Here is a 23,787-nt window from a genome sequence, read left to right as displayed (position 1 = left end):
CACGATCGTCGCCGCGTCGATCTCGGGCGCGGTGAACCTCGGCGGACTCTCGCTGGGCCCGCTGCTCGGAGGGGTCTTCGCCGAGTTCCTGCCCGATCCCTCCCCGAGGCGGAGGCTAGGCCTCCTGGTCCTCGCGGCGACGGCTGCGGGCGATCAGGAGCGAGCCGAGGCCGAGGGCGACAGCCCCTCCCGAGAGCAGCAGCCAGGAGCCGGTCTCCACTCCGGTGGAGGGGAGGCCGCCGGGGCCGGTCGGTGCGGTGATCGGCGCGGCCGTGGCGGTCGGTCCGGCCGTCGGCACGACGGTGGGCTCCGGGGTCGCCGTGGGCTCGGGGCTCGCGGTCGGCTCGGGCGTCACGGTCGGCTCAGGAGTCGCCGTCGGCTCAGGAGCCGCCGTGGGCTCCGGCGTCGCGGTCGGCTCAGGCGTCGCGGTCGGCTCGGGAGTCGCGGTCGGCTCCGGCGAGCCGGTCGGCTCCGGCGTCGGCGTGGGCTCCGAAGTCCCCGGCAGCTCGACGGCGGCGCCCTCCGGCGCCACGGCGAGCAGCGCCCGGGCGACGTCGCTGAACGCTCCGACCGGGTGGTTGCGGAACACCGGCGAGGTGCCGAAGAGGAAGCCCTCGGTGCCCGACTCCGTCGAGAACGAGACGGCCGAGGCCTGCCCGGCCGCGTCGCTCCGGGACTGCCCGTCGGAGTCGACCCAGTGCCCGGCGACGAACGTGCCGTCCTCCGAGTAGCTCTGCTCGACCGCGACCGACTCGTCGAAGCCGGCGAACCACAGTGCCGGCGAGACGAACGCGGTGTCCTGCGGGTAGTCGCCGAGGACTCCGCCGCCGGGCGTCTCGACCGAGACGATGCCGTTGGAGCCGCTCGTGCCGGTCTGCGCAGTCAGCTCGGCCAGGCCGAAGTCGGACACGAAGGCCGCTCCTGCGCCGCCGCGGCCGACGACGTCGCCGCCCGCCGCGAGGAACTCCTCGACCACGGTGCGGCCCACGGCCTGCTCCGCGGTGAAGGAGAGGGCGCGTCCCACGTAGAGCACGTCGGCGCCCTCGAGGGTCGCGGTGCCCGCGGTGAGCGCGGCCGCGTCGACGGCGACCGCGTCGGCGAAGCCGAGCTTGGCCAGCGCGTCGCGGTCCTCGTTCGTGCCGGAGTAGGCGACGCGGAGGGCGTCGAGCGCCTTCCCGTCCTCGGCGCGCACGCGGTCGGCGGTGGTCGCCGTGAAGTCGACGCCGAAGACGGCGGCGGCTCCCTCGGCGGCCGCGAGCCCGGCGGCGTCTGCACGGAGGGCGATCGTGCCGTCCTCGAACTGCTCGAGGGCGACGCCGTCGGCCAGCAGCGCGTTGACGGCCTGGTACTCCAGGACGCCGCGCGGCTCGAAGGCGAGGTAGTCGGCGCCTGCCGGGACGGAGCCGACCGGAGCCACGGCGGTCACCGGCTCCAGGCCGACGGCCGGGAGGGCGTCGGTGGTGGAGCCGATCGCCTGCACGTCGGCGCCCCAGAGGAGCGAGAGGCTCCAGGCCGAGACGTCGTACATCTCGGGCACGCGGCTCGAGATGTCGCTGCCGTCGGCGAGGAGGACGTTGGCGAGGCCGCGGACCGACTGGTGCATGTCGACCAGGTAGGTGCCCGCGGGGTAGGAGACTCCTTCGACGCTCGTGGCGGCCGTGGTCCGCGACACCTCGACGCCGTGGGCGAGCAGCTGCGCGACGAGGGTCTCGGCGTCCGAGACGGAGCGCTGCGTGCCGTCGACGGGGATGACGTAGGCGCGCGGGTACTCGGTCGTGTAGACGTCGGTCTCGTCCCAGATCTCGGTCCACTCGGTCGGCACGCCCGCGGGCAGGTCGGCCGCGGAGACGTCGGCGGGGATCTCGACGGCGGGGGCGCCGGTGACGCCGCGCTCGAAGATGGCGACCTGGTTGCTCAGGAGCGCGTCGCGGTTGGCCTCGATGTAGTCGACGGAGGCGTCCATGACGATCCCGGCGACCTCGACGTCGATGTCCGCGTTGGCCTGGCCCTGGGCGATCTCCTCCGGAGTGCTGTTGGCCGTGCGGCCGAGCGGAAGCTCCACCGTGTTGGTGATCGCGCCCTGGAAGGCGACGTACTGCGGGGCGAAGATGGGGGGCCAGTCGTCCCAGCCCGCGCGGATGTCGCGGTAGGGGATGAGGATCTTCCCGGTGTTGTCCGTGGTGGCGCTGCCGTCCTCGGCGAGGTAGGTGTTGCCGGGCACGTCGGCCTCGACGACGCGGCGCTCGATCTCGAGCGCGGTCGCGTAGGCGTGCGGGAGGAAGAGGTCGTACTCGTAGTTCTCGCCGTGCGGCGGGCCGCAGGGCTCGACCTGGAGGATCCCGGTGTAGCCGTGGATGTCGATGAAGTACGTGGGCTGGAGCACGCTCGAGAGGTCGCGGATCACGGCCGCCTCGCTGGTGGCTCCGGTGATCATGTCGCGGTTCGGGTCGTAGCCCGCGGCGACGGCGCGCTGGCCGAGGGCGCGGCCGTCGGGGTTGTTGGTGACGGTGAAGTAGAGGCGGTTGCCCTCGAGCAGCGCCTCGGTCTCCGCGTCCTCGGCGGTGGCGACGCCCTCGATGTACTCGAGGATCGCGTCGCTGCCCTCCCACTCGTTGCCGTGGATGTTGCCGTTGAACCAGACCGGCACCTTGTAGCCGTCCATCAGCTCGGCGTCGGCGGCCGCGGCGGCGGGCTCGTACTTGAGCCGGTCGCGCCACTCGGCCTGCTGCGCCGTCTCGGCCTCGGTCTCGGGGGCGGTGACGGTGACCAGGTAGATGTCGCGGCCGAGGCCGGACTTCCCGACCACCTGGGTCGAGACCCGGTCGGAGCGGGCGGCGAGCGCGTTCAGCTGCGGCGCGATGGCGTCGTAGGGGGTGACTCCGCGCAGGAGCGAGGCATCGGTCGGGTCGACGGGCACCTCGGTCAGCGGGGTCTGCTGCGGGTAGCTGGTCGGCACCGCGATCGGAGCGGACGGAGGACGCACGATGTCCACGCGGGTGTAGTCGGCGGGTGCTGTCGTCGTGGCGGTCGCCGGCGGGGCGACCAGGAGGCCGCCGGCGGCGAGCGCGAGCGCGGCGCATCCGGAGGCGAGGGCGGTTCGAGATCTCAAGCGGAGTTCTTCCCTTGTCGAGGCGTGACGGAACGGATCGGGCCCCCGTCGGCGTCTGGATCTCCGAATCGGATGTGAACCCTCTCAGGAAGATAGAGGCTCCATGTTTCCGTCACGTGTCGGCCGGGTCACCTCCGCGAGATGCCTCTTCGGTACGCCTGGCCCGGCGACTCGAGTACCCGAGTGGCATCCGGCGGAAGGAGGAGGGAGGGCCCGGTCAGAGGAAGAGGGAGAGGACGAGCGTGGCGCCGAGCGCGAGGACGGAGGCGAGGGAGACGCCGACGGTCACGGACTTGAGAGCGCCGCGGACCGACTGGCCGAGGAAGCTCTGCAGCAGCCAGAAGGTGTTCGAGGTGACGTGGATGCAGAACAGCGCGCCGGAACCCGCGGCGAGCGCGATCAGCAGAGGGTCGAGGCCGAGCGTGGCGGCGACGGGTGCGACGACTCCGGCCGCCGTGATCGCCGAGAGGGTGACCGAGCCGACCGCGATGTGCAGCACGGCCGCCATCACCCAGACGAGCAGCAGCGGCGCGGTCGCCGAGGTCGAGAAGTAGCCCTTCAGGATCTCGCCGAGGTCACCCTGCGCGATCACCGCGGCGAGCGCCCCGCCGACGCCGGTGAGCAGGAAGATCTGCCCACCGTCCTGGAAGCCCTTGGCGACCGCCTTCTCCATCCGCGCGGTTCCCACGGTGGACCGGCCGACCACTCCGGTGCCGATCACGGCGAGGAGGAGCGCGATGACGGGGTTCCCGAGGAACTGCAGCACCGGCAGCTCGACCCCGGAGACGGTGAGCACCGCCTGCGCGGCGATGAGCAGGAGGGCGAGGAGCATGGGCGCGAAGAGGAACAGGAGCGGGCGCTCGCGGGCGGCGTGGGCGTCCTGCGCCTCGGCGGGACCCGCCGCGTCCTCGACGGACGAGCCGGACGAGCCGCCCGATGCCGCTCCGACTCCGCTCGAGGACGCCCCGCCGCTCCCCCGCGCTCCGAACGACGGCAGCCGTCCGCCGTCCGCGGCGGGCGACGCCCCCACCGTCGCGAGCCCGGTCGTGTCGTCGCGCACGACCAGCTGCTCGTCGCGCGCCGGGTCCCAGAAGCCGAGGCGGAACGCGAGCGACATCAGCAGGATCGTGACCACGACCGTCGGCGCCACCACCGCGAATCCGCCGAGCATCATCACGCCCAGCGGCACTCCGAGCAGCCCCGCGAGCGCGACCGCGGCGAAGCCGGGCACCATCATCACGATGCCCGTCTCGAGCCCGACGGCGAAGGTCACGGCGACGATGCCGGTGCCCGCGCGCCCCAGCCGCGGCGCGATCCGGCGGGCGAGCGGGGCCGCGATCACGATCAGCGCGTCGACGAAGATCGTCTGCAGGTAGGTGGCGAAGGAGAGGCCCAGCGCGTAGGGGATCCCGCGGCGGCCGAAGACGCGCAGCAGGCCCTCGACGAGCCGGACGACGGCGCCCATCTCGTTGAGCATCGCGCCGATGAGCACGCCCCAGCCGATCAGGAGGCCCGCCTCCATCATCACCTCGCCGAAGCCGGTGGTCATCGTGGAGACGGTGTCGACGGGGCCGAGCCCGGTGAGCAGGCCGATCGCGGCGGCTCCCACGGCCAGCGCCAGCACCGGGTTGAACCGGAAGCGCACGATCGCGACGACCACCACGACGATCACGAGGGCGACGACGCCCAGGGTGTACCACTCGGGCATGACGTCCTCCTCCGCCCGCGACTGCGCGTGCCGTCACACCCTAGGGGACCGCCGCGCACCCCCTCGCCCCCGCCGGGCACGGGGCCCTAGCGTGGACGCATGGCACTGACGCTCCCCGAGCCCCGACTCCCCTCCCTCCTCGACTCCCCCGTCCTGCGCTGGGGGGTGATCGCGCCCGGCTCGATCGCCGGCTCGTTCGTCGAGGCGCTGCAGAAGCACACGCGGCAGCGCGTGGTCTCGGTGGGCTCCCGCTCGCTGGAGCGCGCGGAGCGGTTCGCGAGCCGGTTCGGGATCGAGCGGGCCTCGGCCGGCTACGAGGCCGTGGTCGAGGATCCGGAGGTCGACGTGGTCTACATCGCCTCCCCGCACTCGGAGCACGCCCGCCAGGCACTGCTCGCCATCGCCGCGGGCAAGCACATCCTGGTCGAGAAGCCGTTCGCGCCGACCCCGGGCGAGGCCGAGATGATCGTGCACGCCGCGCGCGACGCCGGAGTCTTCGCGATGGAGGCGATGTGGATGCGCTACCTGCCGCACATGGACGTCGTGCGGCAGCTGCTCGCCGACGGGGCGGTCGGCGCGCCCGCCGTCGTCTCGGCCGACTTCGGCGCCGCCTTCGACTTCGACCCCTCCAGCCGGATCTTCGACCCGGCGCTCGCGGGCGGCGGCCTGCTGGACGTCGGCGTCTACGCCTCCTCCTTCGTCTCGATGGTGGCGGGCACCCCGCAGAGCACCGTCGTCGCCGGCAGCATGACCTCGACCGGCGTCGACGCGACCGCGACGATCGTCGGCAGCCACGCGCACGGGGTGCAGTCGGTGGCCACCTCGACCGTGCTGGCCGACACCCGCCACGCGGCGAGCGTCGCGGGGCGAGCGGGGCGGATCGACGTGCACCCGTCGTTCTGGACGCCGGGCGGCGTGACGCTCACCCGCGGCTCCGAGAGCGGGTCGTGGATCGACGAGACGCCGCTCCAGGGCGGCGAGGGCCTCGCCTGGGAGGCGCTGCACGTCGCGCAGTACGTGACGGAGGGGCGCACCGAGTCGCCGCTGCACCCGCTCGACGAGGTGGTCGCCGTGGTGCGGACCCTCGACGACGCGCGCCGCCGGCTGGGCGTCTCGGTGTAGGGCGGGCGGCGGGAGACCGCCGTCCCGGCCCTCAGCCCGCCGGCAGCTCGACGCGGAAGCTCGTGCGCCCCGGCTCGGACGCGACGAGGACGCGCCCGCCGTGGGCGTCGACGACCGCCGCCACGATCGCCAGGCCCAGCCCCGTCGATCCGGTGGTGCGCGCTCGGGAGGAGTCGCCGCGTGCGAAGCGCTCGAACAGCACCGGCACGAGCTCCGGCGCGATGCCCGGGCCGGAATCGGTGACCGTCACGACTGCGATCGGCCGCCCCTCCGACACCTCCTCGGCGAGCGCCGCCACGACCCGGGTGCCGGGGGGCGTGTGCACGGTCGCGTTCCGCAGCAGATTGGCGACCACCTGGTGCAGCCGGAAGCCGTCGCCGCGGATCTCGATCGGCTCCTCGGGGAGCTCGAGGTCCCACTCGTGGTCGGGGCCCGCGGCGTGCGCGTCCGACAGCGCCTCGATCACGAGCAGCGTCAGGTCGACGGGCTCCTTCTCGAGGTCGCGGCCCTCGTCGAGGCGGGCGAGCAGGAGGAGGTCCTCGACCAGCGAGGTCATCCGGGTGGCGGCGGACTCGATCCGATCGAGGGAGTAGGCCGCCGACTCCGGCAGCTCGGTCCCGCCGCGCCGGGGCAGCTCCGCGTAGCCGCGGATCGCCGCGAGGGGGGTCCGCAGCTCGTGCGAGGCGTCGGCGACGAACTGCCGCACCTTGTCCTCGCTCGCCTGCCGCGACTCCAGAGCACCGGTGACGTGGTCGAGCATGCGGTTGAAGGCGGCGCCGACGCGGCCGACCTCGGTGCGGGTGTCGGCGTCCTCCTCCGGGACCCGCTCGACCAGCTCGACGGCGCCGCGGTCCAGCGGCAGCTCGGCCACGCGGGTCGCCGTCGCCTCCACCCGCTCCAGGGGCCGCAGTGCCACGCGGATGATCGCGGTGGCGACGAGGGCGACCAGCAGCATCGCCAGCAGCACCACCACGACGACCACCCAGGTGAGGGAGGCGAGCGTCTCGGCGACCTCGCCCAGGGGGACGCCGACGACGACGACGGAGCCCTCGACCGCCGCCGCGCGCACGCGGTAGGTCCCGAGGCTCCCGGGCAGCTCGATGGTCGCCTCCTCGCCCCCCGCGGCGACGGCCGCCGCGAGCACCGAGTCGGCCGGGTCCGAGAACTGCCGGCAGACCCCGTCGGCGTCGACGTAGGCGCCGATGAAGGAGCCGTCCGAGCCCTGGACGGCGGTGATGGTGCTGAGGTTCTGGCTCGGGCCGCCGCCGAAGGATCCGCTGGGGCAGGTCGTGGCCTGCTCGATCGCGCTCGACCCGCCGAAGCGGCTCGGCCCGTCGAAGTCCTGGAGGCGCGTGACCGACTGGCTGAGCGACGCGTCCGTGCTGCCGTAGAGGATCGACCGCGCCGAGAGCACGCTCACCGCTCCCACGACGCCCGCCGTCACCGCGACGAGCGCGACCACGGCGACGACCATCCGCCGCCGCAGAGTCCACGGCGCGCGCCGGCCGCGGCGGGAGCCGCGGAGGGCGGAGCGGGTCGCGAAGTCGCCGAGCGACGGGCGGCCGGTGCGGCTCACTGGTCGGCGGGCTTCAGGAGGTAGCCGGCGCCGCGCACGGTGTGGATCATCGGCGATCGGCCGGCGTCGATCTTCTTGCGCAGGTACGAGATGTAGATCTCGACCACGCTCGACTTGCCGCCGAAGTCGTACGACCAGACCCGGTCGAGGATCTGGGCCTTGCTGAGCACGCGGCGCGGATTGCGCATCAGGAAGCGCAGCAGCTCGAACTCGGTGGCGGTCAGCTCGATCTCGTCGCCGCCCCGGCGGACCTCGTGGCTGTCCTCGTTCAGCACCAGGTCACCCACGACGACCTCGGGGTCGTCCGCGTCGTTGGCGAGCAGGGTGCTGCGGCGGATGAGGCCGCGCATCCGGGCGACCAGCTCCTCGAGGGAGAAGGGCTTGGTGACGTAGTCGTCGCCGCCGGCGGTGAGCCCGGCGATCCGGTCGTCGAGCGCGTCCTTCGCGGTGAGGAAGAGGACCGGGGTCTCGCTGCCGTCCGCGCGGACCCGTTGCAGGACCTGGAGGCCGTCGATGTCGGGGAGCATCACGTCGAGCACGATCACGTCGGGCCGGAACTCGCGGGTGATCGTGATCGCGGCGCGGCCCTCGGCGGCGGTGCGCACCTCCCAGCCCTCGTAGCGCAGAGCCATCTGGAGCAGGTCGGTGAGGGTGCTCTCGTCGTCGACGACGAGGACGCGGATCGGCGTCCCGTCGGCCCGCTTCAGGCGGGTGCGCTGCGCGGGGGCGAGGTGCTTCGAGGGGGCCGGGGTGCTCATGACTCCAGTATCGGGAGTTCCCTATGGATCGGCTATGACCGGCCGATGCCGTCGCTGTGCGCTCCCGATGCGTCCTCCGCGGGATCGGCGTCGAGCTCCTCCGGAGCGATCGCCGCGGTGCGCGCATAGCCGCGGACCCGCCGGTCGATGAAGGTCGCCGCCCAGAGCAGGACGCCGATCACGAGCAGCACCCCCGCGATCCCGTACTGGGCCGTGTCGCGTCCCGAGGTGATCGGCAGCACCAGGTAGACGCAGGCGATCGTGCCCAGCACCGGCAGCACGGTGGGGGTCCGGAAGTGCCGGTGCTCGACCGGCTGCCGCCGCAGCACCAGCACGGAGACGTTGACGACGGCGAAGACCGCCAGCAGGAGGAGCGACGTGGTCCCGCCCAGCAGCACCGCGATGGGGTCGGAGGGGTCGCGCGACACGTAGGCGGTGAGGAGCAGGGCGATCACCGTCGTGAAGAGGATCGCCGCCCACGGCGTGCGCCGTCCGCGCAGCACGTTCTGCAGGAACGGCGGCAGCACGCCCTGGCGGCTCATCCCGTAGAGCAGGCGGCTGGCCATCATCATGTTGATCAGCGCGCTGTTGGCCACGGCGAAGAGCGAGATGAAGGGCAGGAGCGTCGAGATCGGGAAGTCGGGCGCCGCGGCCTCGACGACCGTGACGAGCGGAGTGTCGTTGCCGGCCAGCTCCCCCACGGGGACGATCGCGACGGCGAGCGTGGACACGAGCACGTAGACCACGGCGGTGATGCCGAGACCCGTGAGCATCACGCGCGGGAAGATGCGGCTGGGCTCCTTCGTCTCCTCCGCCATGTTCACGGAGTCCTCGAATCCGACCATCGCGAAGAACGCCAGCGAGGTCGCGGTGCTCACCGCGAGCAGCAGCGACTTGTCCTCCGGCGCCTCGAACGCGACCACCCGCGAGAAGTCGGCCTGCCCGCCGAACACCGCGAAGAAGCACACGAAGATCACCAGCAGCAGGCCCGAGAGCTCGATCAGGGTGAGCACCACGTTCAGCCCGACGCTCTCGGCGACACCGCGCAGGTTCACCAGGGCGATGCAGACCATGAACACCAGCGCGATGCTCAGCCGCGTCCCCGCGCCGTCCCCGAGCCCGAAGCCGATCGCGAAGTTGCTCGCGAAGGCGCCCGAGGCGGCGGAGGCCGAGGTGATCCCGCTCGCCATCACGGTGAAGCAGACGAGGAACGTGACGAAGTGGATCCCGAACGCCTTGTGCGCGTAGAGCGCGGCGCCCGCCGCCTGCGGGTACTTCGTCACCAGCTCCAGGTAGGAGCAGGCGGTGAGCGTGGCGACGACGAACGCGATCACGAAGGGGAGCCACGCGGCCCCGCCCACCTCGGCCGCGACCTGCCCGGTGAGGGCGTAGATCCCGGTCCCGAGGATGTCGCCGACCACGAACAGCAGCAGCAGCTTGGGCCCGAGCACCCGCTTGAGCTCGGGCGGGGCGGACGTCTCTCTCGTGGCGGTCATCGTCGGCCCCTCCCGTTGCGGATGAGCGCGAGCCTACGACCGCGGGCACCGCCCCGGGAAGAGCGGGCGCCCGGGGAGCAGGAGTCGACGTCACCCACGACTCCGCCGTCGCGCCGTGCGCAGCGCAGCCTCCACCCCGCCGGCGGGAGGCTGCGCGAGGCCGGCTGACCGGATGCTGCCACGGCCGGAGCCTGCCCGGACGTCCCGTGGGCCCCCGAACCTCCGCCCCGCGCGGAGCCGGGGGTCCGCCGCATGTCCGGATGCTGCCGTGCCCGGATGCTGATCTGGTGCCGCCGACGGCCCTCCGCGAGGCTCGGAGGACCACGACGAGAGGACGGACCATGACCGCCACTGCACCCGCCGCCACCCCGCACCTCGGCCCCGTCGCCGCCGGAGGCGCCCTCGCCTGGGCCGCGCTGGCCGCGCTGCTCCTGCTCGGGGAGCCGCACCCCGCGGCTGTCCTCGTGCTCGTGCTCGCGGCCGCCGCCGCGACCTCCCTGAGCGTCGTCGCCGTCGCCCGCCGGCAGCCCCCCGCCCGCCGCACCGGCGTCGTGATCGGTCTCCTCGCCCCCCTCCTCGCGAACGCCGGTCTCACTCCGCTCGCCGCGCTGGTCGGCCCGGCCGTGTTCGGAGCGGTGGCGCTGGTCCTCGCCGGTGAGCTCGCCGTCGTCGCGGTTCTCGCGCGGCGGCGCTGAGTGCGCGCCTCCTACACTCGGGAGGGTCGGGAGAACGGGGGGCCGCCGGTGCTGAGCGAGAACGCGATCGCGCTGTACCTGCACGCGTCCGTGCGCGGAGACTGGTCGCTCGAGAGCGCGTCGGACGAGCTCGGCGTCACCGTCGATGGCCTCCGCGAGGCGCGCGACGAGCTGATCGGGCTCCGGCTGCTCGCTCCGCTGCACGCGGGGGCGGAGTCGCTCGCCACGGCCGCACCGGACATCGCCCTGGCCGAGCTGATCGCCGACGACGAGCGGCGCCTCCTCGAGCTGCAGACCGGGATCACCCGCCGCCGCAGCGAGCTGATGGCCCTCGTCCCCGCCTACCGGAGCGCCCGCAGCGCCCTCGCCGCCGCGGAGCAGGTGGAGGTGATCGAGGACCCGGCGACCGTCCTCCGGCTGCTCCTCGACCTGCAGCGCGGAGCCTCGGAGGAGGTGCTGATCGCCGCTCCCGGCACCAGCAGCGTGGAGCGGCACGAGGCGAGCGACGCCGTCGACCGCGAGCTGCTCGGGCGCGGCATCGCGAGGCGGACGCTGTACCACGACCGCCGCCGCGACAACGCGGCCCTCCGGCGCTCGGTCGCGGAGCTCGAGCCGCTGGGCGCGCGGTTCCGGACCCTCCCGACGCTGCCCTTCCGGCTGGTGGTCTTCGACCGCTCTCTCGCGATCGTCGCCCGCTCCCGCGACGAGGACGACCGCGCCGCCCTGGTCGTCCGCTCCCCCGAGCTCGCGGCGACCCTGGCGCGCGTGTTCGACGCGGCGTGGGAGTTCGCAGCGCCCCTGCACGCGGCAGGTGCCGAGGAGGAGCCCTCCCTTTCCGCGGTGCAGCGGTCGATCCTGCAGGGCCTCGCCGCCGGGCTCACCGACGAGGCGCTCGCGGCACGGCTGGACCTCAGCGTGCGCACCTGCCGTCGGCACATCGCCGGTCTCTTCGAGCTGCTCGGCGCCGAGAGCCGCTTCCAGGCGGGCGTGCTCGCGTCTCGGCGGGGCTGGCTGCCGGTCCGGCCGCGCTGACTCAGGCCGTCGGCGAGCTCAGTGCCGCTGTGCCCTGCGCCGTCCGTCGAGGGCCCGCTCAGCCCGCGTGCGCTCCGAGGAACGCGAGCGCCCGCGGCCAGGCGTCGGTCGCCGCCTCGGCCTGGTAGGTCTGCTCGTTCGCGTCGTTGAAGAAGGCGTGGCCCGCTCCCGGGTAGACGACGACCTCGACGTCCTTGCCCTCGGTCGCCTCGCGGATGCGCGGCACCTGCTCGACGAGGGGAGCGTCCTGATCGCCCAGGAACGCCAGCACCGGCACCTGCAGCGTGCCGAGCTCCTCGGCGGACGCGGTGACGTGCCCGTAGAACGGCACGGCCGCCGCCAGCCGCGGCTCGGCCAGCGCGAGCGCCCACGAGAAGGTGCCGCCGTAGCAGAACCCGGTGACGGAGACGCTGGTCGCGCCCTCCTGGCGCAGGAGCCGCTCGACGAGGGCGCGGAGGATCGCGACGGTGCGCGTCGCGTGCTCCGGAGTGAAGACGGGGGCGAAGAAGGTGCGCAGCTCGACCTGGCGCGGCAGGCGCCGCACCGGGTGGTCGTAGTCGGCGCGCTGCTCCTCGTCGAGCTGCTCGAGCAGGCCGCTGTCGGCCAGGAGCTCGGGGGCGACGACGCTGTAGCCCTCGGCCGCGTAGCGGTCGGCGACCGAGCGGATGTGCCCGTCGACCCCCCAGACCTCGTGGATCAGGATCAGCGCGCGGCCGCCCTCACCGCTGCGGTACACCGGTACGTCGTGCTCGGCCAGGGTCCAGGTCTCATCGCTCGTGGGCATGCTCGAACCCTAGCCCCGGACCCCGGGAGCACGCGTCGTCAGAAGTCGTACTCGCAGTTGCGGAGGTTCGCCACGTCCTCGGTGAGCGTCGGCTCCCCGCCGAGCAGGAACGCGTAGTTCTTCGAGTTGGAGGCCAGGAAGCGCAGCGTCGAGTCGTGCACGCAGTCGCGCTCGGTCAGCAGCACGGACGAGCCCAGGGCCGCCGCCGTCGTCGCTCCCGAGAGGGCGTCGGCGAAGGAGGACCCCGCGGCGAGGAAGACGCTGTCCTGCAGCAGCGACTGGGGGTAGGCGCTGTTCAGCTCGACGCTGGTCTCGTAGCGGTCGCGGCCGGCGATCCTCGAGACCGAGGGGGCGAGGCCGCGACGCGCGAAGTCCGCCACGTACGCGTCCCGGATCGAGGGGTCGCCGCCGAGGAACTCCACGTGCTCCGGCGCCAGGTCGCGCACTGCGGTCTCGGTCGCGGAGTCGGCGCCCGAGGTCGCACCGTCGACCAGCAGCACGGGCTGCGCACGCCAGCCGGCGATCGGCGCGGCCGACAGGGCGTCGGGGAAGTTCGTGCCGGTCGCGACGAACATGTTCGAGTAGGGACCGGCGCCGAAGGCGTCCGCGACGATCCGGCGGGAGGTGTCGTAGCGGTCCGTCCCGCCGATGCGCTCGGTGCCGCCGACGATCGAGCGGATCGCGGACAGGACCCCGGGGCTCACGCTCAGCTCGCTGCCGACGACCACGACCCGCTCCGGGCGGAGGCGGCGGATCTCGTCGGAGACGACCCGAGGCAGGCGATCGGGATCGGTGAGCAGGAGCGCGCCTCCGAGTGCGGCGGCGGCCGGGCCGGCGCTCAGCGCATCCGGCCAGTTCGCCCCGCTGGCCACGTAGAGCACCGGGATGCCCGGGGAGAAGTAGCCCGTCGCCTCCACCGAGGTCGCGTAGCGGTCCGATCCGGCGAGGCGGCCGGTGTACTGCTGGTAGTCGCTGCTCAGCGAGAGGTCGATCCCGGCGGCCGATCCGCCGACCGGGACGCGCACGTCGCCCGCGTCGCCCGAGCGGAGGACGTGGTCCCAGTAGCTGTCGTCGATCACGTCGTCGCGGCTCGACGCCCGGACGAGGTAGTCGCCGGGGACGACCTGCTGGAACGAGTACGGGTTGTCGCCGCCCGTGATCAGGTCGAGCTCGCCGGTGCGGAAGTAGCCGTCGGTTCCCGGATCGCGGTACCAGATGTCGACGCGCTGGTCGCCCGCGACGCCGCTCAGGCGTCCCTCGAGCGAGCCCAGCCGTGCGGTGCGCAGCTGCACGCCGGCCGCAGGGGCCTGGAGCGGCTCGGCGCTGCGGGCGACGGCGCTGCCGCCGGACCAGAGGTCGGCGTACAGGTCGGCGTTGTCCTTGATCAGCAGGTAGTAGGTCTGCCCGGCGGTGAGCCCGTCGATGCTGAAGGTGAGGTCGCCGGCGACGGAGTGGTTCCCGAGGAGCCCCGCCTCGCTCGACCAGACCTCGACGTTCAGGAGGGCGCCGCGGGGAGTGGTGGTCGCGATCGAGCCGTCGGCCTCCTCGACCACGACACGGCCGCTGATCGACGCCGCAGCGCTCGCACGGGCGGCGCTCGGCGCCTCGTCCGGCACGGCGGGCAGGGGGGACTCGGCGCTGGGCTGCCAGAGCGGCTGCCCCTCGGGGAGCACGATCGAGCGGGGCGCGTCGGAGGCGGCGCCGAATGCGGCGACGGGGGCGGCCGACGGCGCGGCCGCCGATGCGGCGGAGGCGAGCGGGCTGGAGGTGATCGCCAGGGCGGCGACGAGGACCGCGGAGGCGGCGGACCTCAGAACGAGCGGGGACACGGCGGAGTGCCTGCTTCCAGGAGGAGGTCGCCCTGCGGCCGACCCGGCGGAGGGGATCTCGCTCATGCTAGCGGCGGCCCGCGCCCCGTCGTCCTCCCCGATCAGGGGTCAGGAGACAGGCGGCGCGACGAGGATGTCGTCCCACTCCAGAGCGCGCTCGAACCGGAAGCCGTGCCGCTCGTAGAGGCGGCGGGCGTCGCTGCGCTTCAGCACGTCGAGCCGGAAGGGCAGACCCGGCCGCGCCTCCTCCGCCATCACCCGGCGCAGGACGGCGCCGCCGACTCCGCGTCCCTGTGCGTGCGGCGCCAGGTAGAAGTGCTCGATCCAGACCGCGTCCGGCTCGACCCGCGCGGCGATGCTCCCGGCGAAGGCGCCGTCGAGCTCGATCACCCGGGTGAGCTCGGGCCGGTAGCCGTCGAGGAAGCGGTGCCGCACGCGGTGCTCGTCGTAGCGGTCGAGCGTCTCGAGCGACGGGCGCATGACGACCGCGCGCAGCTCGGCGATCGCCGCGGCGTCCTCCGCGGTGGCGGGGCGGAGCGACCAGCCGGCGTCGTCGGCCACGGTCAGCGGCCGCGGGGCTTGCGGGTGCGCCGCACCGCCGGCGCGGACGCCTTGGCGCGGGCCGGCTTCTTCTTGCCGCCGCCGGCCCTCTCCGCCTTCTCCCGCGCCTCCCGCGCCTTCGCCTTGGCGGCCTTCGCCCGCGACTCGACCTTCGGCGTCGCGGCGGTTCCGCGCGTGGTGTTCGCGCTGCGGCCGCGGACGACTCCGATGAAGTCCTCGACGTCGTCGCCCTTGTCGTCCGTCACCCAGGCGAGGCGGACGGAGGAGGGAGCGACGCCGGTCACCGGCACCGCGGTGACGTCCTTGCGGCTGTGCACGCGCGCCACCGACTGCGGCACGATCAGCACGCCCACGCCGGCCGAGACCTGCTCGACCGCGTCGTCGAGGCCGGCCATGCGCGGCAGCGGGCGCCGCGAGCCGTCCGCGAGCTCCTCGGCGACCGCGGCCCACTCCGGCACGTCCTCCGGATCCTGGAGGAGGTGCTCGCCGGCCAGCTCGGCGACGTCGAGCTCCTCCGCGGCGGCCAGGACGTGCTCGCGGCCGACGACGGCGACGGGCTGCTCGTCGTAGAGGTGGATGGAGCTGAGGGCGGAGGAGGAGACGTCGCCGCGGACGAACGACAGCTGCGCGCGGCCGTCGAGCAGCGCCTGCTCCTGATCGCGCTCGGCGACGACGGTGATGCGCAGCGGGAGATCGGAGCGGCGCTGGCCCCAGACGCGGGTCCACTTGGTGGGGGTGACGCCGGGCACGAGGGCGACGGCGAGCACGGGGCCGGCGGGGACGGCGTCCTCGGCGTCGGAGTCGGCGGCGGCGTCGTCGACATCGCTGTCCCCGGCGTCGCTGTCCTCGGAGTCGAGGTCGTCGGAGTCGCCGTCCTCGGAGGCGCCGTCGGTGTCGTCCGACTCGGTTCCGGCTCCGGCGCCGACCGCGCCCGATCCGGCCGACGCGTCGACAGCCGCCGCGTCCGCCCCGCCCTCCGGACGCCCCTCCGCCTCGGGAGCGGCCTGCGGGTCGACGGTCTCGGGCTGCTCGCTCATCCCCTCAGGGTAGGTGGTCCGCGCCGCGCCGGTAGGGTTGCCGCATGGCCAAGGCGACACAGACGATGAAGGCTGCGACCGCGGCGAAGAAGCTGCAGGTCTACCTGCCCGCGACCCCGGAGGAGTTCCAGGAGTCGGCGATCACGCGCGAGCAGTACGACGAGCTCGCCGCGAATCCGCCCGCCTGGCTCGTGCAGCTGCGCGAGGAGGGGCCGCACCCCCGCTCCGTCATCGCCTCCCGGCTGAACGTCTCCATCTCGGGGCTCGCCCGCGGCGGCGTCACCGAGGCGCTGACCACTCCCGAGATCCAGGCCCTGCTCGACGAGGTCCCCGAGTGGCTGCGCGTCGAGCATAACCGCTACGCGGAGGTCCGCCGCGAGCAGGCCCGCATCAAGTCCGAGCGCGCCGCCAAGGCCGCCGACTGACCCCACCCCCGCCTGCAGGACCCCGATCCGGCGCGGGGGACGTGGCCTGCGGACCGGAGCGGGATCCCGCCGAGGGGAGCCGCGCGGCTACTGGTTCGAGAACGCGGCGTCGAACGACGCGGTCGGGGTCCTCCAGAGCAGCGAGCGGATGAAGCCGACGGCCTCCTTCGCGCCGTGGAGGCGGTCCATCCCGGCGTCCTCCCACTCGATGGAGATCGGGCCGGAGTAGCCGATCGACTCCAGCGCCCGGAACGCGTCCTCCCACGGGACGTCGCCGTGCCCCGTCGAGACGAAGTCCCAGCCGCGGCGCGGGTCGCCCCAGGGCAGGTGCGAGCCGAGCACGCCGGCGCGGCCGTTCTTCGGGCGCAGGCGGGTGTCCTTGCAGTCGACGTGGTAGATCCGGTCCTTGAAGTCGACGATGAAGCCGACCGGGTCGATGTCCTGCCACATCATGTGCGACGGATCCCAGTTGAAGCCGAAGGCCGGGCGGTGCCCGATCGCCTCGAGGGTGCGCACGCTCGACCAGTAGTCGTAGGCGATCTCGGACGGGTGCACCTCGTGCGCGTAGACCACGCCGTTCGCGTCGAACTCGTCGAGGATCGGGTTCCAGCGGGTCGCGAAGTCCTCGTACCCCTCGTCGATGACGGAGGCCGGGACCGGCGGGAACTGCGCCACGTAGGGCCAGATCTTCGAGCCGGTGAAGCCGACGACCACGTCCACGCCGAGCTTGCGGGCGACTCGCGCCGAGCGCTTCATGTCCTCGGCGGCGCGCTGCCGCACCCCCTCCGCGTCGCCGTCGCCCCAGGTGTAGTCGCGCACGAGTGCCTTGTGGCGGAAGTCGATCGGGTCGTCGCAGACGGCCTGGCCGGTGAGGTGGTTCGAGATGGCGAAGACCTCGAGGCCGTAGCGGTCGAGGATCTCCAAGCGCGAAGCGGCGTAGGCGTCGTCCTCATCCGCGCGCTTGAGGTCGAGATGGTCGCCCGAGGCCGCGATCTCGAGTCCGTCGTAGCCCCACTCGGCGGCGAGTCGGGCGACCTCCTCGAAGGGCAGATCGGCCCACTGGCCGGTGAACAGCGTCACGGGGTGGGTGGCGGGGTAGGTCTTCTCGTCGCTCATGCGGCGATCTCCGTCCGGTCGTCGGCGGCGGGCACGATCACCCAGGCGCCTGTCTCGGCCGCGTCGAGCACGGCCTCGGTGATGCGCGCCGCGCGGAGGCCGTCGGCGAAGGTCGGCAGACCCTGCACGTCGGCGCCCGCCACGGCGGCGTAGGTGTCGCGGGCGAACGCCGTGAAGGCGTCCTGGTAGCCCATCGGATGACCGCTCGGCACGATCGAGAGCCGGGCCGCATCGGGCGCGAGGATCGAGGCGTCGCGCGGCACCAGCAGGGCGCTGTCGCGCCGGCCGACCCACAGTGTCTCGGGGAGCTCCTGCTCGAAGCGCAGCGACTCCTCCAGCCCGGACACCTCGAGCACCAGCTCGTTGCGGTGGCCCGCGGTGACCTGCGAGACGAGGAGCGTGCCGACGGCGCCGCCCTCGAGCCGGACGATCAGGCCGGCCACGTCCTCGGTGCTCACCGGGCGGCCGCCGCGCTCGGCGTGGACGGTGCTCGTGATCGCGGCGAGCGAGTCGATCCGGTCGCCGGTGACGAACTCCAGCAGGTCGACCAGGTGCGAGCCGATGTCGCCGAAGGCGCGCGAGCGGCCGCCGGCGGCCGGGTCGACGCGCCAGTTGTCGTCGGAGGCGCCCAGCAGCCAGTCCTGGAGGTAGCTCCCGCGGACCGTGACCAGACGGCCGGTCTCGCCGGAGGCGACGCGGGCACGGGCCTCGCGCACCATCGGGTGGAAGCGGTAGGCGAACGGGACGGTCGCCACCACGCCGGCGGAGGACGCGGCCGCAGCGAGCGACTCCGCCTCCCGCAGCGTCGCGGCGAGCGGCTTCTCGCAGACCACGTGCTTGCCCGCCTCGATCGCCGCGAGCGCGAGTGCGGCGTGCGTGGCGTTCGGGGTGCAGACGTGCACGAGGTCGATGCTCTCGTCCTCGATCAGGGCCCGGGCGTCCGGGTAGGCGCGCTCGACGCCGAGCTCGGCCGCCGCCCGCTCGCCCTTCTCCGGGGTGGAGGAGGCGACTCCGGCGAGCACCGCTCCGGCGCTGCGGGCCGCGCGGCTGTGCACGGCCGCCATGAAGCCGCCGCCGAGCACGCCGACGCGCAGGGGCGCGGGCATCAGGAGAGGGTCGCTTCGGTCGGGTCCCAGCTCTCGGGCAGTGCGGGGCGGGGCGTCACGGAGCTGGTGACGAGGACCTTCTCGCCGGTCTCGGCGGCCTCGAGGAGCGAGAGCATCACGTCGGTGACGTGGTACGCGAGGTCTCCGGAGGCGGCCTCGGGGCGGTCGGCCCGGATCGCGCGGGCGAGCTCGAGCACGCCGGTGCCGCGGGAGGCGGTCGAGCCGGTCGCCGCGATGACCTCCGGCTCGGCGGACCCGCGGCGGTGGAGGGTGATCTCGCCGTCGTGCTGGTTCGGGTCGGGGAGGACGAGGGTGCCCTCGGAGCCGTTGATCTCGACGAAGCCGGTGCGCGGCAGGCTCGACTCGAAGCTCCACACGCCCTGGGCCGAGGCCCCGGACTCGAAGCGGAGCAGCCCGCCGATGTGCGTCGGGATGGTCACCGGGAACTCGGTGCCCTCCTTCGGGCCGGAGCCCACGACGCGGGTGGCGCGGGCCTGGGACGAGACGGCGGTGACGCTCTCGACGGGGCCGAGGTTCTGCACGAGCGTGGTGATGTAGTACGGGCCCATGTCGAGCAGCGGTCCGCCGCCCTCGGCGAAGAAGAACTCCGGGTTCGGGTGCCACGACTCGGGGCCGGGGCCCTGGAAGAGGGTGAGGGCCGAGAGCGGCGTGCCGATGGCTCCGCTCTCGATCACGCGCTGCGCCGTCTGGAGGCCCGCGCCCAGGAAGGTGTCGGGAGCGGTCGCGACGCGCAGCCCCTTCTCCTTCGCCAGCGCGAGCAGCTCGATCCCGCTGTCGCGGTCGAGCGAGAAGGGCTTCTCGGTCCACACGTGCTTGCCCGCCTCGACCGCGCGGCGCGCGACCTCGACGTGCGCGGCCGGGATCGTGAGGTTCACGACGATCTCGACGCCCTCGTGCGCGAGGAGCTCCTCGACGGTGCCGGAGGCGGGGACGCCGAAGGCCTCGGCCTGGGTCCTCGCCCGCTCGAGGTCGATGTCGGCGACGAAGAGCATCTCGAGGTCGGGGAAGACGGTGAGGTTGGTCAGGTACTGGGTGCTGATGTTGCCGGCGCCGATGACGCCGACGCCCACGCGGCCGGTGCCGCTCATGCGCCGAGCCCCGAGACGTAGCGGTGGGCCGACTCCAGGCCCTCGAAGATGTCGCCGGCGTAGGCGTCGAACTCCAGCACGGGCAGGGCCTGCGGAGCGGCGGCGAGGATCGCCGGGACGTCCATCGCGCCCTCGCCCGCGGGCAGCTGCTCCTGGGTGTCGGTCGAGATCGGGCCGTCCTTCACGTGCAGGAAGCGCACCTGGTCGCCGAGGCGTCCGAGCACCTCGACCGGGTCGTCGCCGCCGACGGCCGCCCAGTAGGTGTCGAGCTCGAGGACCATGCGCGGGTCGAGCAGGCCCGCGAGGTGCTCGAAGGCGCTGCGGCCGTCGACGCGGTTCTCGAACTCGAAGGCGTGGTTGTGGTAGCCGAGCACCAGGCCGCGGGCGGCGGCGGAGTCGACCAGCGCGTTCAGCTCGTCGGCGATGCGTGCGACGTCGTCCGCGGTGGTCCAGCGGGTCGGGTCGACGAAGGGGTCGATCACGGTCTCGACGCCGAGCGAGGCGGCCGTGTCGAGGATCTCGTCGACGGTGGCGTCGCCCTGCGGGCCGAGGAGGCGCGCGTGGGCGCTGGGAGCGCGCAGTCCGCTGGCCGGGAGCGCCGCGCGGTAGGCGTCGGCCAGGTCGACGAACCCGAAGAGCTCGACCGTGGTGAAGCCGATCGCCGCGAGGCGGTCGAGGGTGGCGGGAAGATCGGCCGCGAGCGGCTCGCGCACCGAGTACAGCTGGACAGAGAGGTCTGGGGGTGTGGCCACCGGTGGGGCTCCTGATCGCATCGGAAGGTGTGCCTCGAACCCTACGCGGACTTTTGCTCGCGGACAAGCAAAACTAGCCCTGCGCGCCCGCCAAGTCGGGCGCCCGCCGCACAGAAGCACGGGCGCTGTGGTTGACTCTGGCCATGTCCCCGCGCCGCCGCATCACCGTCAGCGCGGTCGGCGAGCTGCTGCTCCTGCTGGCCGACGGGGCTCCCCGGACGCGGGCCGACGTGGTCGCCGAGACGGGCCTGCCGCGCGCGGCCGTCTCCGCCCAGCTCGACGTCCTCACCGCCTCGGGCCTGGTCGCCCGGCAGGACGACGCCCCCTCCTCCGGCGGCCGTCCCGCCGCCCGCGTGGCCTTCGACCCCCGGGCGCGCAGCCTCCTCGCCGTCGACCTGGGAGCCGCGCACGCCGTCGTCGCCCTGACCGACCTCGACGGCACGGTCCTCGCCCGCCGCCGCGAGAGCATCGCCATCGCCGACGGCCCCCTCGCCGTCCTCGGCCACGCCCTCGACGTCGCCGCGGCCCTGCTCGGCCGGACTCCGGCGGCCGGCCCGCTCGCAGGAGTCGGCGTCGGCGTCCCCGGACCCGTCGAGCACGCGACGGGCCGCCCGGTGAAGCCGCCGATCATGCCCGGCTGGGACCGCTTCGACATCCCGGAGTTCGTCGGCCGCCGCCTCCCCGTGCCCGTCCTCGTCGACAACGACGTGAACCTGCTGGCGCTCGGCGAGCACGCCGACCACTACGCCGACGTCGACGACCTCCTCTACGTGAAGGTCTCCACCGGCATCGGAGCCGGGATCGTCAGCGGCGGCGCCCTGCAGCGCGGAGCCCTCGGAGCCGCGGGCGACCTGGGCCACGTGCAGGTCCCCGGCGACCGCGGCGAGGCCGACCTCGAGGCGATCGCGAGCGGCTCGGCGATCGCCCGCCGGCTGACCGAGTCCGGGATCGACGCCGCCAGCACCTCCGACGTCGTCACCCTGCTGACCGGCGGGGACCCCACCACCGTCGAGCTCACGCGCGCCGCGGGCCGCGACATCGGCGAGGTGCTCGCCACCTGCGTGAACCTCCTGAACCCGTCCGTCATCGTCGTCGGCGGCAGCATCGCCCAGGCCAGCCACGAGGTCCTCGCCGGGGTCCGCGAGGTCGTCTACCGCCGCTCCCTCCCCCTGGCGACCCGCGCGCTCGACATCGTGCAGGCCGCGGCCCAGGGCGGAGGCGTCCGCGGTGCCGCCCTGATGGTCCGGCGCCATCTCCTCTCCCCCGCGCACGTCGACGCCTTCCTCGACGCCTGAGCCGCCGGCTCGGGCCGTCGCGCCCCGGTGAGAGGCCGCGGGTCGGCGTGCCGATTCGACCGGGCGCCGCAGGGGGCAGAGAATGAATCGGTGCCCGACCTGCAGCTCTCCTTCCCCTGGGAGACGCAGCCCGTCTTCACGGACGCCGAGCCCCCGCACCTCCGGAGGGTCGTCGCCGACTCCTCGGACCGCGTCGCCTGGCTCCGCGCCCGCTCGCGCGGCATCACGGCGACCGACGTCGCCCGCCTCTCCTCCCCCGCCGCGATCGGCAGGGCCGCGCTCGACAAGCTCTACGGCACCGGCTTCGGCGGCAACGCCTTCACCGACCACGGCCGCGCCCGCGAGCCCGAGATCGCCGCCTGGGTGCGGAGCGAGCACGCGATCGAGCCCAGCAGCACCCTCTTCCACGCGAGCCAGGAGCGGCGCCACCTCGCCACGCCCGACGGCATCGGCCTCCGCGAGGACGGCCGGCTCGAGCTCTGCGAGATCAAGACCACGACGAAGCCGTGGCGGAGCATCCCGCGCCACTACCTGCGGCAGGTCTTCTGGCAGCAGTACGTCCTCGGCGCCGAGCGCACGCTCGTCGTCTGGGAGCAGCACCGCGACTTCGTGCCGATCGAGGGCGAGCCGAACTCCCGCTGGGTCGACCGCGACGAGGACGAGATCCACATCCTCGTGCGGCTGGCGGGGATGCTGATGGCCGAGCTGCACGAGCGGACGCGCGCCCGGTGACGGTCCTCCTCCTGCACGGCCTGGGCGGCGACCGCTCCCAGCCCCTGGGGCTGCTGCGCTCCGCCCTCCCCGCCGGCAGCGAGGTCATCGCTCCGGACGTCCGCGCCCACGGCGCCTCCGAGCTGCTCGGCGCGCCCGGCGACTTCGCCCTCGAGGCGCTGGCCGACGAGGTGACGGAGGAGGTCGTGCGGGCCGGAGCCGCGCACAAGCCGCTCACGGTGCTCGGCATCTCGATGGGCGCGGCGATCGCCCTGCGCCTCGCCGTCCGACGCGTGCTGCCGATCGACCGCGCCGTCTTCGTGCGTCCCGCCTTCACCGCCGAGCCGCTGCCCGAGAACCTCACCGTGTTCCCCGTCATCGCGCAGCTGCTGCACGACCACGGAGCGAAGCGCGGCGAGCGGATGTTCCGCGCCTCGGGCCCGTTCGCGCGCGCCGCCGAGGTGTCCCCCGCGTCGGCGGAGGCGCTGACGCTGCAGTTCCGCTCCCCGCGGGCGGCCGAGCGCGCCGTTCGGCTCGCCCAGATCCCGCGGAACGCCGCCTACCGAGACTCCGGAGAGCTGGGCGAGGTCATCGCGCGCACCCTGGTGATCGCGGCCGAGCGCGACCCCGTGCACCCGGTCGAGGTCGCGGAGGCGTGGGCTAGGGCTCTTCCGGATGCGGACTGCGAGCGGGTGCCGTCGCGGGACGAGGGCTTCGCCGCTCAGCAGGACCGGATCCGCGGGCACGTCCGCGGCTGGCTCGCTCGGCGCTGAGGTCCTCGAGCGCGAGCACCAGGCCGACGAACGCGAGCCAGAGCACTGCGATCGCCGTCGCCACGAACTCGAGCGTGCCGCCGAGCCGCAGCCACACGCGCAGGAGCGACAGGATCCCGCCCGTCCCGGCGACGACCGCCACCGAGATCCCCGCGGCGAGCGAGAGCCGCGCGACCGCAGGGCGCCCCCGCACGGTCGCCAGCTGGAGCATCGCGGCGCAGGCGGCCCCGAAGCCGAGCACGGCGGCCGAGGTGTGGATGAGGTCCTGCCAGCGGAAGGCCGGCCCGACCGGCAGCGGGCAGCCCGCCGTGCAGGTCACCTGCGAGGCGAGCGCGAAGCAGGCGGCCGCCAGGAGGATCGCGCCCGCCGGGCGGAGGGCGGGGAGCAGGCGGGCGCGCACCGGCCAGGCGCCCGCGGCGATCAGCGCGCCGCCGGCCGCCACGAGCAGAAGGGCGGCCTCGAAGGCGCCCGCCGTCGGCAGGTCCGGCGCGCCCATCTCGCTGACGTAGACCCAGCGGCTGGTGCCGATGCTGATCCGGGCGGCCAGGAGGACCACGAGCCCGGCCAGGACAAGGAGGGCACCGCCGACCAGCAGGGTACGTCGGCGTCGCATCCCCTCATCGTGCCAGACCGGGCGCCCGCGGCTCCGCGCGCCAATCTTCTCCCGAGGGTGACACCCCCGTAACAGCGCCGACTCATTGCCTCGATTGACTGGTCGCGGCGTCGGATGCGGGGATCGGGGGCGACGTCCTCGGCACGCTCCACCCGCACGCCTCAGCGACAGGAAAGGCGA

At 73.9% G+C, this 23,787-nt stretch carries 21 protein-coding genes; 7 read left to right on the top strand and 14 right to left on the bottom strand.

The features are described 5' to 3' along the window. Positions 1-115 precede the first annotated feature (115 nt). Together C5B92_RS04480 and C5B92_RS04475 are read right to left on the bottom strand one after the other, a co-directional pair. Entirely contained in the window at positions 116-3,109 is a 2,994-nt protein-coding gene (locus C5B92_RS04480; protein ID WP_104350107.1) for a M14 family zinc carboxypeptidase, read from the bottom strand. 217 nt (positions 3,110-3,326) lie between these two features. Next, positions 3,327-4,817, bottom strand: a complete 1,491-nt coding sequence (locus tag C5B92_RS04475; protein ID WP_104350106.1) for a GntP family permease — start codon at positions 4,815-4,817, stop codon at positions 3,327-3,329. 99 nt (positions 4,818-4,916) lie between these two features. Between C5B92_RS04475 and C5B92_RS04470 the strand changes: the two genes are divergently transcribed. Then, entirely contained in the window at positions 4,917-5,939 is a 1,023-nt protein-coding gene (locus tag C5B92_RS04470) for a Gfo/Idh/MocA family protein (protein WP_104223651.1), read from the top strand. 31 nt (positions 5,940-5,970) lie between these two features. Here C5B92_RS04470 and C5B92_RS04465 read toward each other — a convergent pair whose 3' ends face one another. Genes C5B92_RS04465 through C5B92_RS04455 form a run of 3 tightly spaced genes read right to left on the bottom strand, consistent with a single transcriptional unit; the run spans position 5,971 to position 9,769 of the window. Beyond that, positions 5,971-7,515 (bottom strand): cell wall metabolism sensor histidine kinase WalK, encoded by a 1,545-nt coding sequence (locus tag C5B92_RS04465; protein ID WP_219814158.1) that lies wholly within the window; start codon positions 7,513-7,515, stop codon positions 5,971-5,973. Next, the gene (locus C5B92_RS04460) at positions 7,512-8,273 is read right to left on the bottom strand and encodes a response regulator transcription factor (protein ID WP_104223650.1); all 762 of its coding nucleotides are present in this window, start codon (positions 8,271-8,273) and stop codon (positions 7,512-7,514) included. Before C5B92_RS04460 ends, C5B92_RS04465 begins: the two co-directional genes overlap by 4 nt. A 32-nt stretch (positions 8,274-8,305) precedes the next feature. After that, positions 8,306-9,769, bottom strand: coding sequence for an APC family permease (locus C5B92_RS04455; protein WP_104247764.1), 1,464 nt, complete (start codon positions 9,767-9,769; stop codon positions 8,306-8,308). A gap of 341 nt (positions 9,770-10,110) precedes the next feature. Between C5B92_RS04455 and C5B92_RS04450 the strand changes: the two genes are divergently transcribed. Together C5B92_RS04450 and C5B92_RS04445 are read left to right on the top strand one after the other, a co-directional pair. Continuing rightward, entirely contained in the window at positions 10,111-10,464 is a 354-nt protein-coding gene (locus C5B92_RS04450) for a hypothetical protein (RefSeq protein ID WP_104247765.1), read from the top strand. A 48-nt stretch (positions 10,465-10,512) separates the two neighbouring features. After that, the gene (locus C5B92_RS04445; RefSeq protein ID WP_104254824.1) at positions 10,513-11,496 is read left to right on the top strand and encodes a LuxR C-terminal-related transcriptional regulator; all 984 of its coding nucleotides are present in this window, start codon (positions 10,513-10,515) and stop codon (positions 11,494-11,496) included. 58 nt (positions 11,497-11,554) lie between these two features. Here the strand turns inward: C5B92_RS04445 and C5B92_RS04440 are convergent, their stop codons facing one another. The 4 genes from C5B92_RS04440 to C5B92_RS04425 form a co-directional block, all read right to left on the bottom strand. Continuing rightward, complete coding sequence (locus C5B92_RS04440) at positions 11,555-12,280, bottom strand: dienelactone hydrolase family protein (RefSeq protein WP_104254825.1); 726 nt, start codon at positions 12,278-12,280, stop codon at positions 11,555-11,557. 38 nt (positions 12,281-12,318) lie between these two features. Continuing rightward, a complete protein-coding gene (locus C5B92_RS04435) occupies positions 12,319-14,109 on the bottom strand; it encodes a cell wall-binding repeat-containing protein (RefSeq protein WP_104350105.1) in 1,791 nt (596 codons plus the stop codon). 108 nt (positions 14,110-14,217) lie between these two features. Continuing rightward, the gene (locus C5B92_RS04430) at positions 14,218-14,670 is read right to left on the bottom strand and encodes a GNAT family N-acetyltransferase (RefSeq protein ID WP_258061255.1); all 453 of its coding nucleotides are present in this window, start codon (positions 14,668-14,670) and stop codon (positions 14,218-14,220) included. A gap of 2 nt (positions 14,671-14,672) precedes the next feature. Beyond that, complete coding sequence (locus C5B92_RS04425) at positions 14,673-15,707, bottom strand: LysR substrate-binding domain-containing protein (protein ID WP_104350104.1); 1,035 nt, start codon at positions 15,705-15,707, stop codon at positions 14,673-14,675. Positions 15,708-15,751: 44 nt separating this feature from the next. Here C5B92_RS04425 and C5B92_RS04420 point away from each other — a divergent pair, with 44 nt between their 5' ends. Next, on the top strand, positions 15,752-16,132 hold the full coding sequence (locus tag C5B92_RS04420; protein ID WP_104350103.1) for a DUF5997 family protein: 381 nt from the start codon (positions 15,752-15,754) through the stop codon (positions 16,130-16,132). Between the two features lie 87 nt (positions 16,133-16,219). On the opposite strand, the gene C5B92_RS04415 is transcribed toward C5B92_RS04420, so the two are convergent. Genes C5B92_RS04415 through C5B92_RS04400 form a run of 4 tightly spaced genes read right to left on the bottom strand, consistent with a single transcriptional unit; the run spans position 16,220 to position 20,215 of the window. Continuing rightward, complete coding sequence (locus C5B92_RS04415; RefSeq protein ID WP_167299019.1) at positions 16,220-17,248, bottom strand: sugar phosphate isomerase/epimerase; 1,029 nt, start codon at positions 17,246-17,248, stop codon at positions 16,220-16,222. Further along, positions 17,245-18,354 carry a Gfo/Idh/MocA family protein gene (locus C5B92_RS04410; RefSeq protein WP_104350102.1) on the bottom strand — a complete coding sequence of 370 codons (1,110 nt, stop codon included), beginning with the start codon at positions 18,352-18,354 and terminating at the stop codon, positions 17,245-17,247. The genes C5B92_RS04415 and C5B92_RS04410 overlap by 4 nt, the downstream gene beginning before the upstream one ends. After that, on the bottom strand, positions 18,354-19,463 hold the full coding sequence (locus tag C5B92_RS04405) for a Gfo/Idh/MocA family protein (RefSeq protein ID WP_104350101.1): 1,110 nt from the start codon (positions 19,461-19,463) through the stop codon (positions 18,354-18,356). The genes C5B92_RS04410 and C5B92_RS04405 overlap by 1 nt, the downstream gene beginning before the upstream one ends. After that, positions 19,460-20,215 carry a sugar phosphate isomerase/epimerase gene (locus C5B92_RS04400; protein WP_258061254.1) on the bottom strand — a complete coding sequence of 252 codons (756 nt, stop codon included), beginning with the start codon at positions 20,213-20,215 and terminating at the stop codon, positions 19,460-19,462. The genes C5B92_RS04405 and C5B92_RS04400 overlap by 4 nt, the downstream gene beginning before the upstream one ends. A gap of 143 nt (positions 20,216-20,358) precedes the next feature. Here C5B92_RS04400 and C5B92_RS04395 point away from each other — a divergent pair, with 143 nt between their 5' ends. The 3 genes from C5B92_RS04395 to C5B92_RS17170 all read left to right on the top strand — a co-directional run bounded on the left by C5B92_RS04395 (position 20,359) and on the right by C5B92_RS17170 (position 22,994). After that, positions 20,359-21,510, top strand: a complete 1,152-nt coding sequence (locus tag C5B92_RS04395; protein ID WP_104223637.1) for an ROK family transcriptional regulator — start codon at positions 20,359-20,361, stop codon at positions 21,508-21,510. Positions 21,511-21,609: 99 nt separating this feature from the next. Further along, positions 21,610-22,242, top strand: a complete 633-nt coding sequence (locus C5B92_RS17175; RefSeq protein ID WP_104238303.1) for a YqaJ viral recombinase family protein — start codon at positions 21,610-21,612, stop codon at positions 22,240-22,242. Next, on the top strand, positions 22,239-22,994 hold the full coding sequence (locus tag C5B92_RS17170) for an alpha/beta fold hydrolase (protein ID WP_181028730.1): 756 nt from the start codon (positions 22,239-22,241) through the stop codon (positions 22,992-22,994). Before C5B92_RS17175 ends, C5B92_RS17170 begins: the two co-directional genes overlap by 4 nt. Here the strand turns inward: C5B92_RS17170 and C5B92_RS04385 are convergent. After that, positions 22,882-23,607 (bottom strand): DUF998 domain-containing protein, encoded by a 726-nt coding sequence (locus tag C5B92_RS04385; RefSeq protein WP_104223635.1) that lies wholly within the window; start codon positions 23,605-23,607, stop codon positions 22,882-22,884. The genes C5B92_RS17170 and C5B92_RS04385 overlap by 113 nt on opposite strands. Between the last annotated feature and the right edge of the window lie 180 nt (positions 23,608-23,787).

Source organism: Rathayibacter sp. AY1A4 (assembly GCF_002930955.1).
GTDB lineage: Bacteria > Actinomycetota > Actinomycetes > Actinomycetales > Microbacteriaceae > Rathayibacter.
This window is presented reverse-complemented; position numbering and strand designations above follow the sequence as displayed.

Excerpts from the sequence above, each read along its gene's own strand:
- C5B92_RS04460 (WP_104223650.1), bottom strand. The coding sequence starts at position 8,273 with ATGAGCACCCCGGCCCCCTCGAAGCACCTCGCCCCCGCGCAGCGCACC.
- C5B92_RS04470 (WP_104223651.1), top strand. The coding sequence starts at position 4,917 with ATGGCACTGACGCTCCCCGAGCCCCGACTCCCCTCCCTCCTCGACTCC.
- C5B92_RS04405 (WP_104350101.1), bottom strand. The coding sequence starts at position 19,463 with ATGAGCGGCACCGGCCGCGTGGGCGTCGGCGTCATCGGCGCCGGCAAC.
- C5B92_RS04410 (WP_104350102.1), bottom strand. The coding sequence starts at position 18,354 with ATGCCCGCGCCCCTGCGCGTCGGCGTGCTCGGCGGCGGCTTCATGGCG.
- C5B92_RS04425 (WP_104350104.1), bottom strand. The coding sequence starts at position 15,707 with ATGAGCGAGCAGCCCGAGACCGTCGACCCGCAGGCCGCTCCCGAGGCG.
- C5B92_RS04475 (WP_104350106.1), bottom strand. The coding sequence starts at position 4,817 with ATGCCCGAGTGGTACACCCTGGGCGTCGTCGCCCTCGTGATCGTCGTG.
- C5B92_RS04385 (WP_104223635.1), bottom strand. The coding sequence starts at position 23,607 with ATGCGACGCCGACGTACCCTGCTGGTCGGCGGTGCCCTCCTTGTCCTG.
- C5B92_RS04450 (WP_104247765.1), top strand. The coding sequence starts at position 10,111 with ATGACCGCCACTGCACCCGCCGCCACCCCGCACCTCGGCCCCGTCGCC.
- C5B92_RS04415 (WP_167299019.1), bottom strand. The coding sequence starts at position 17,248 with ATGAGCGACGAGAAGACCTACCCCGCCACCCACCCCGTGACGCTGTTC.
- C5B92_RS04455 (WP_104247764.1), bottom strand. The coding sequence starts at position 9,769 with ATGACCGCCACGAGAGAGACGTCCGCCCCGCCCGAGCTCAAGCGGGTG.
- C5B92_RS04440 (WP_104254825.1), bottom strand. The coding sequence starts at position 12,280 with ATGCCCACGAGCGATGAGACCTGGACCCTGGCCGAGCACGACGTACCG.
- C5B92_RS04420 (WP_104350103.1), top strand. The coding sequence starts at position 15,752 with ATGGCCAAGGCGACACAGACGATGAAGGCTGCGACCGCGGCGAAGAAG.
- C5B92_RS04395 (WP_104223637.1), top strand. The coding sequence starts at position 20,359 with ATGTCCCCGCGCCGCCGCATCACCGTCAGCGCGGTCGGCGAGCTGCTG.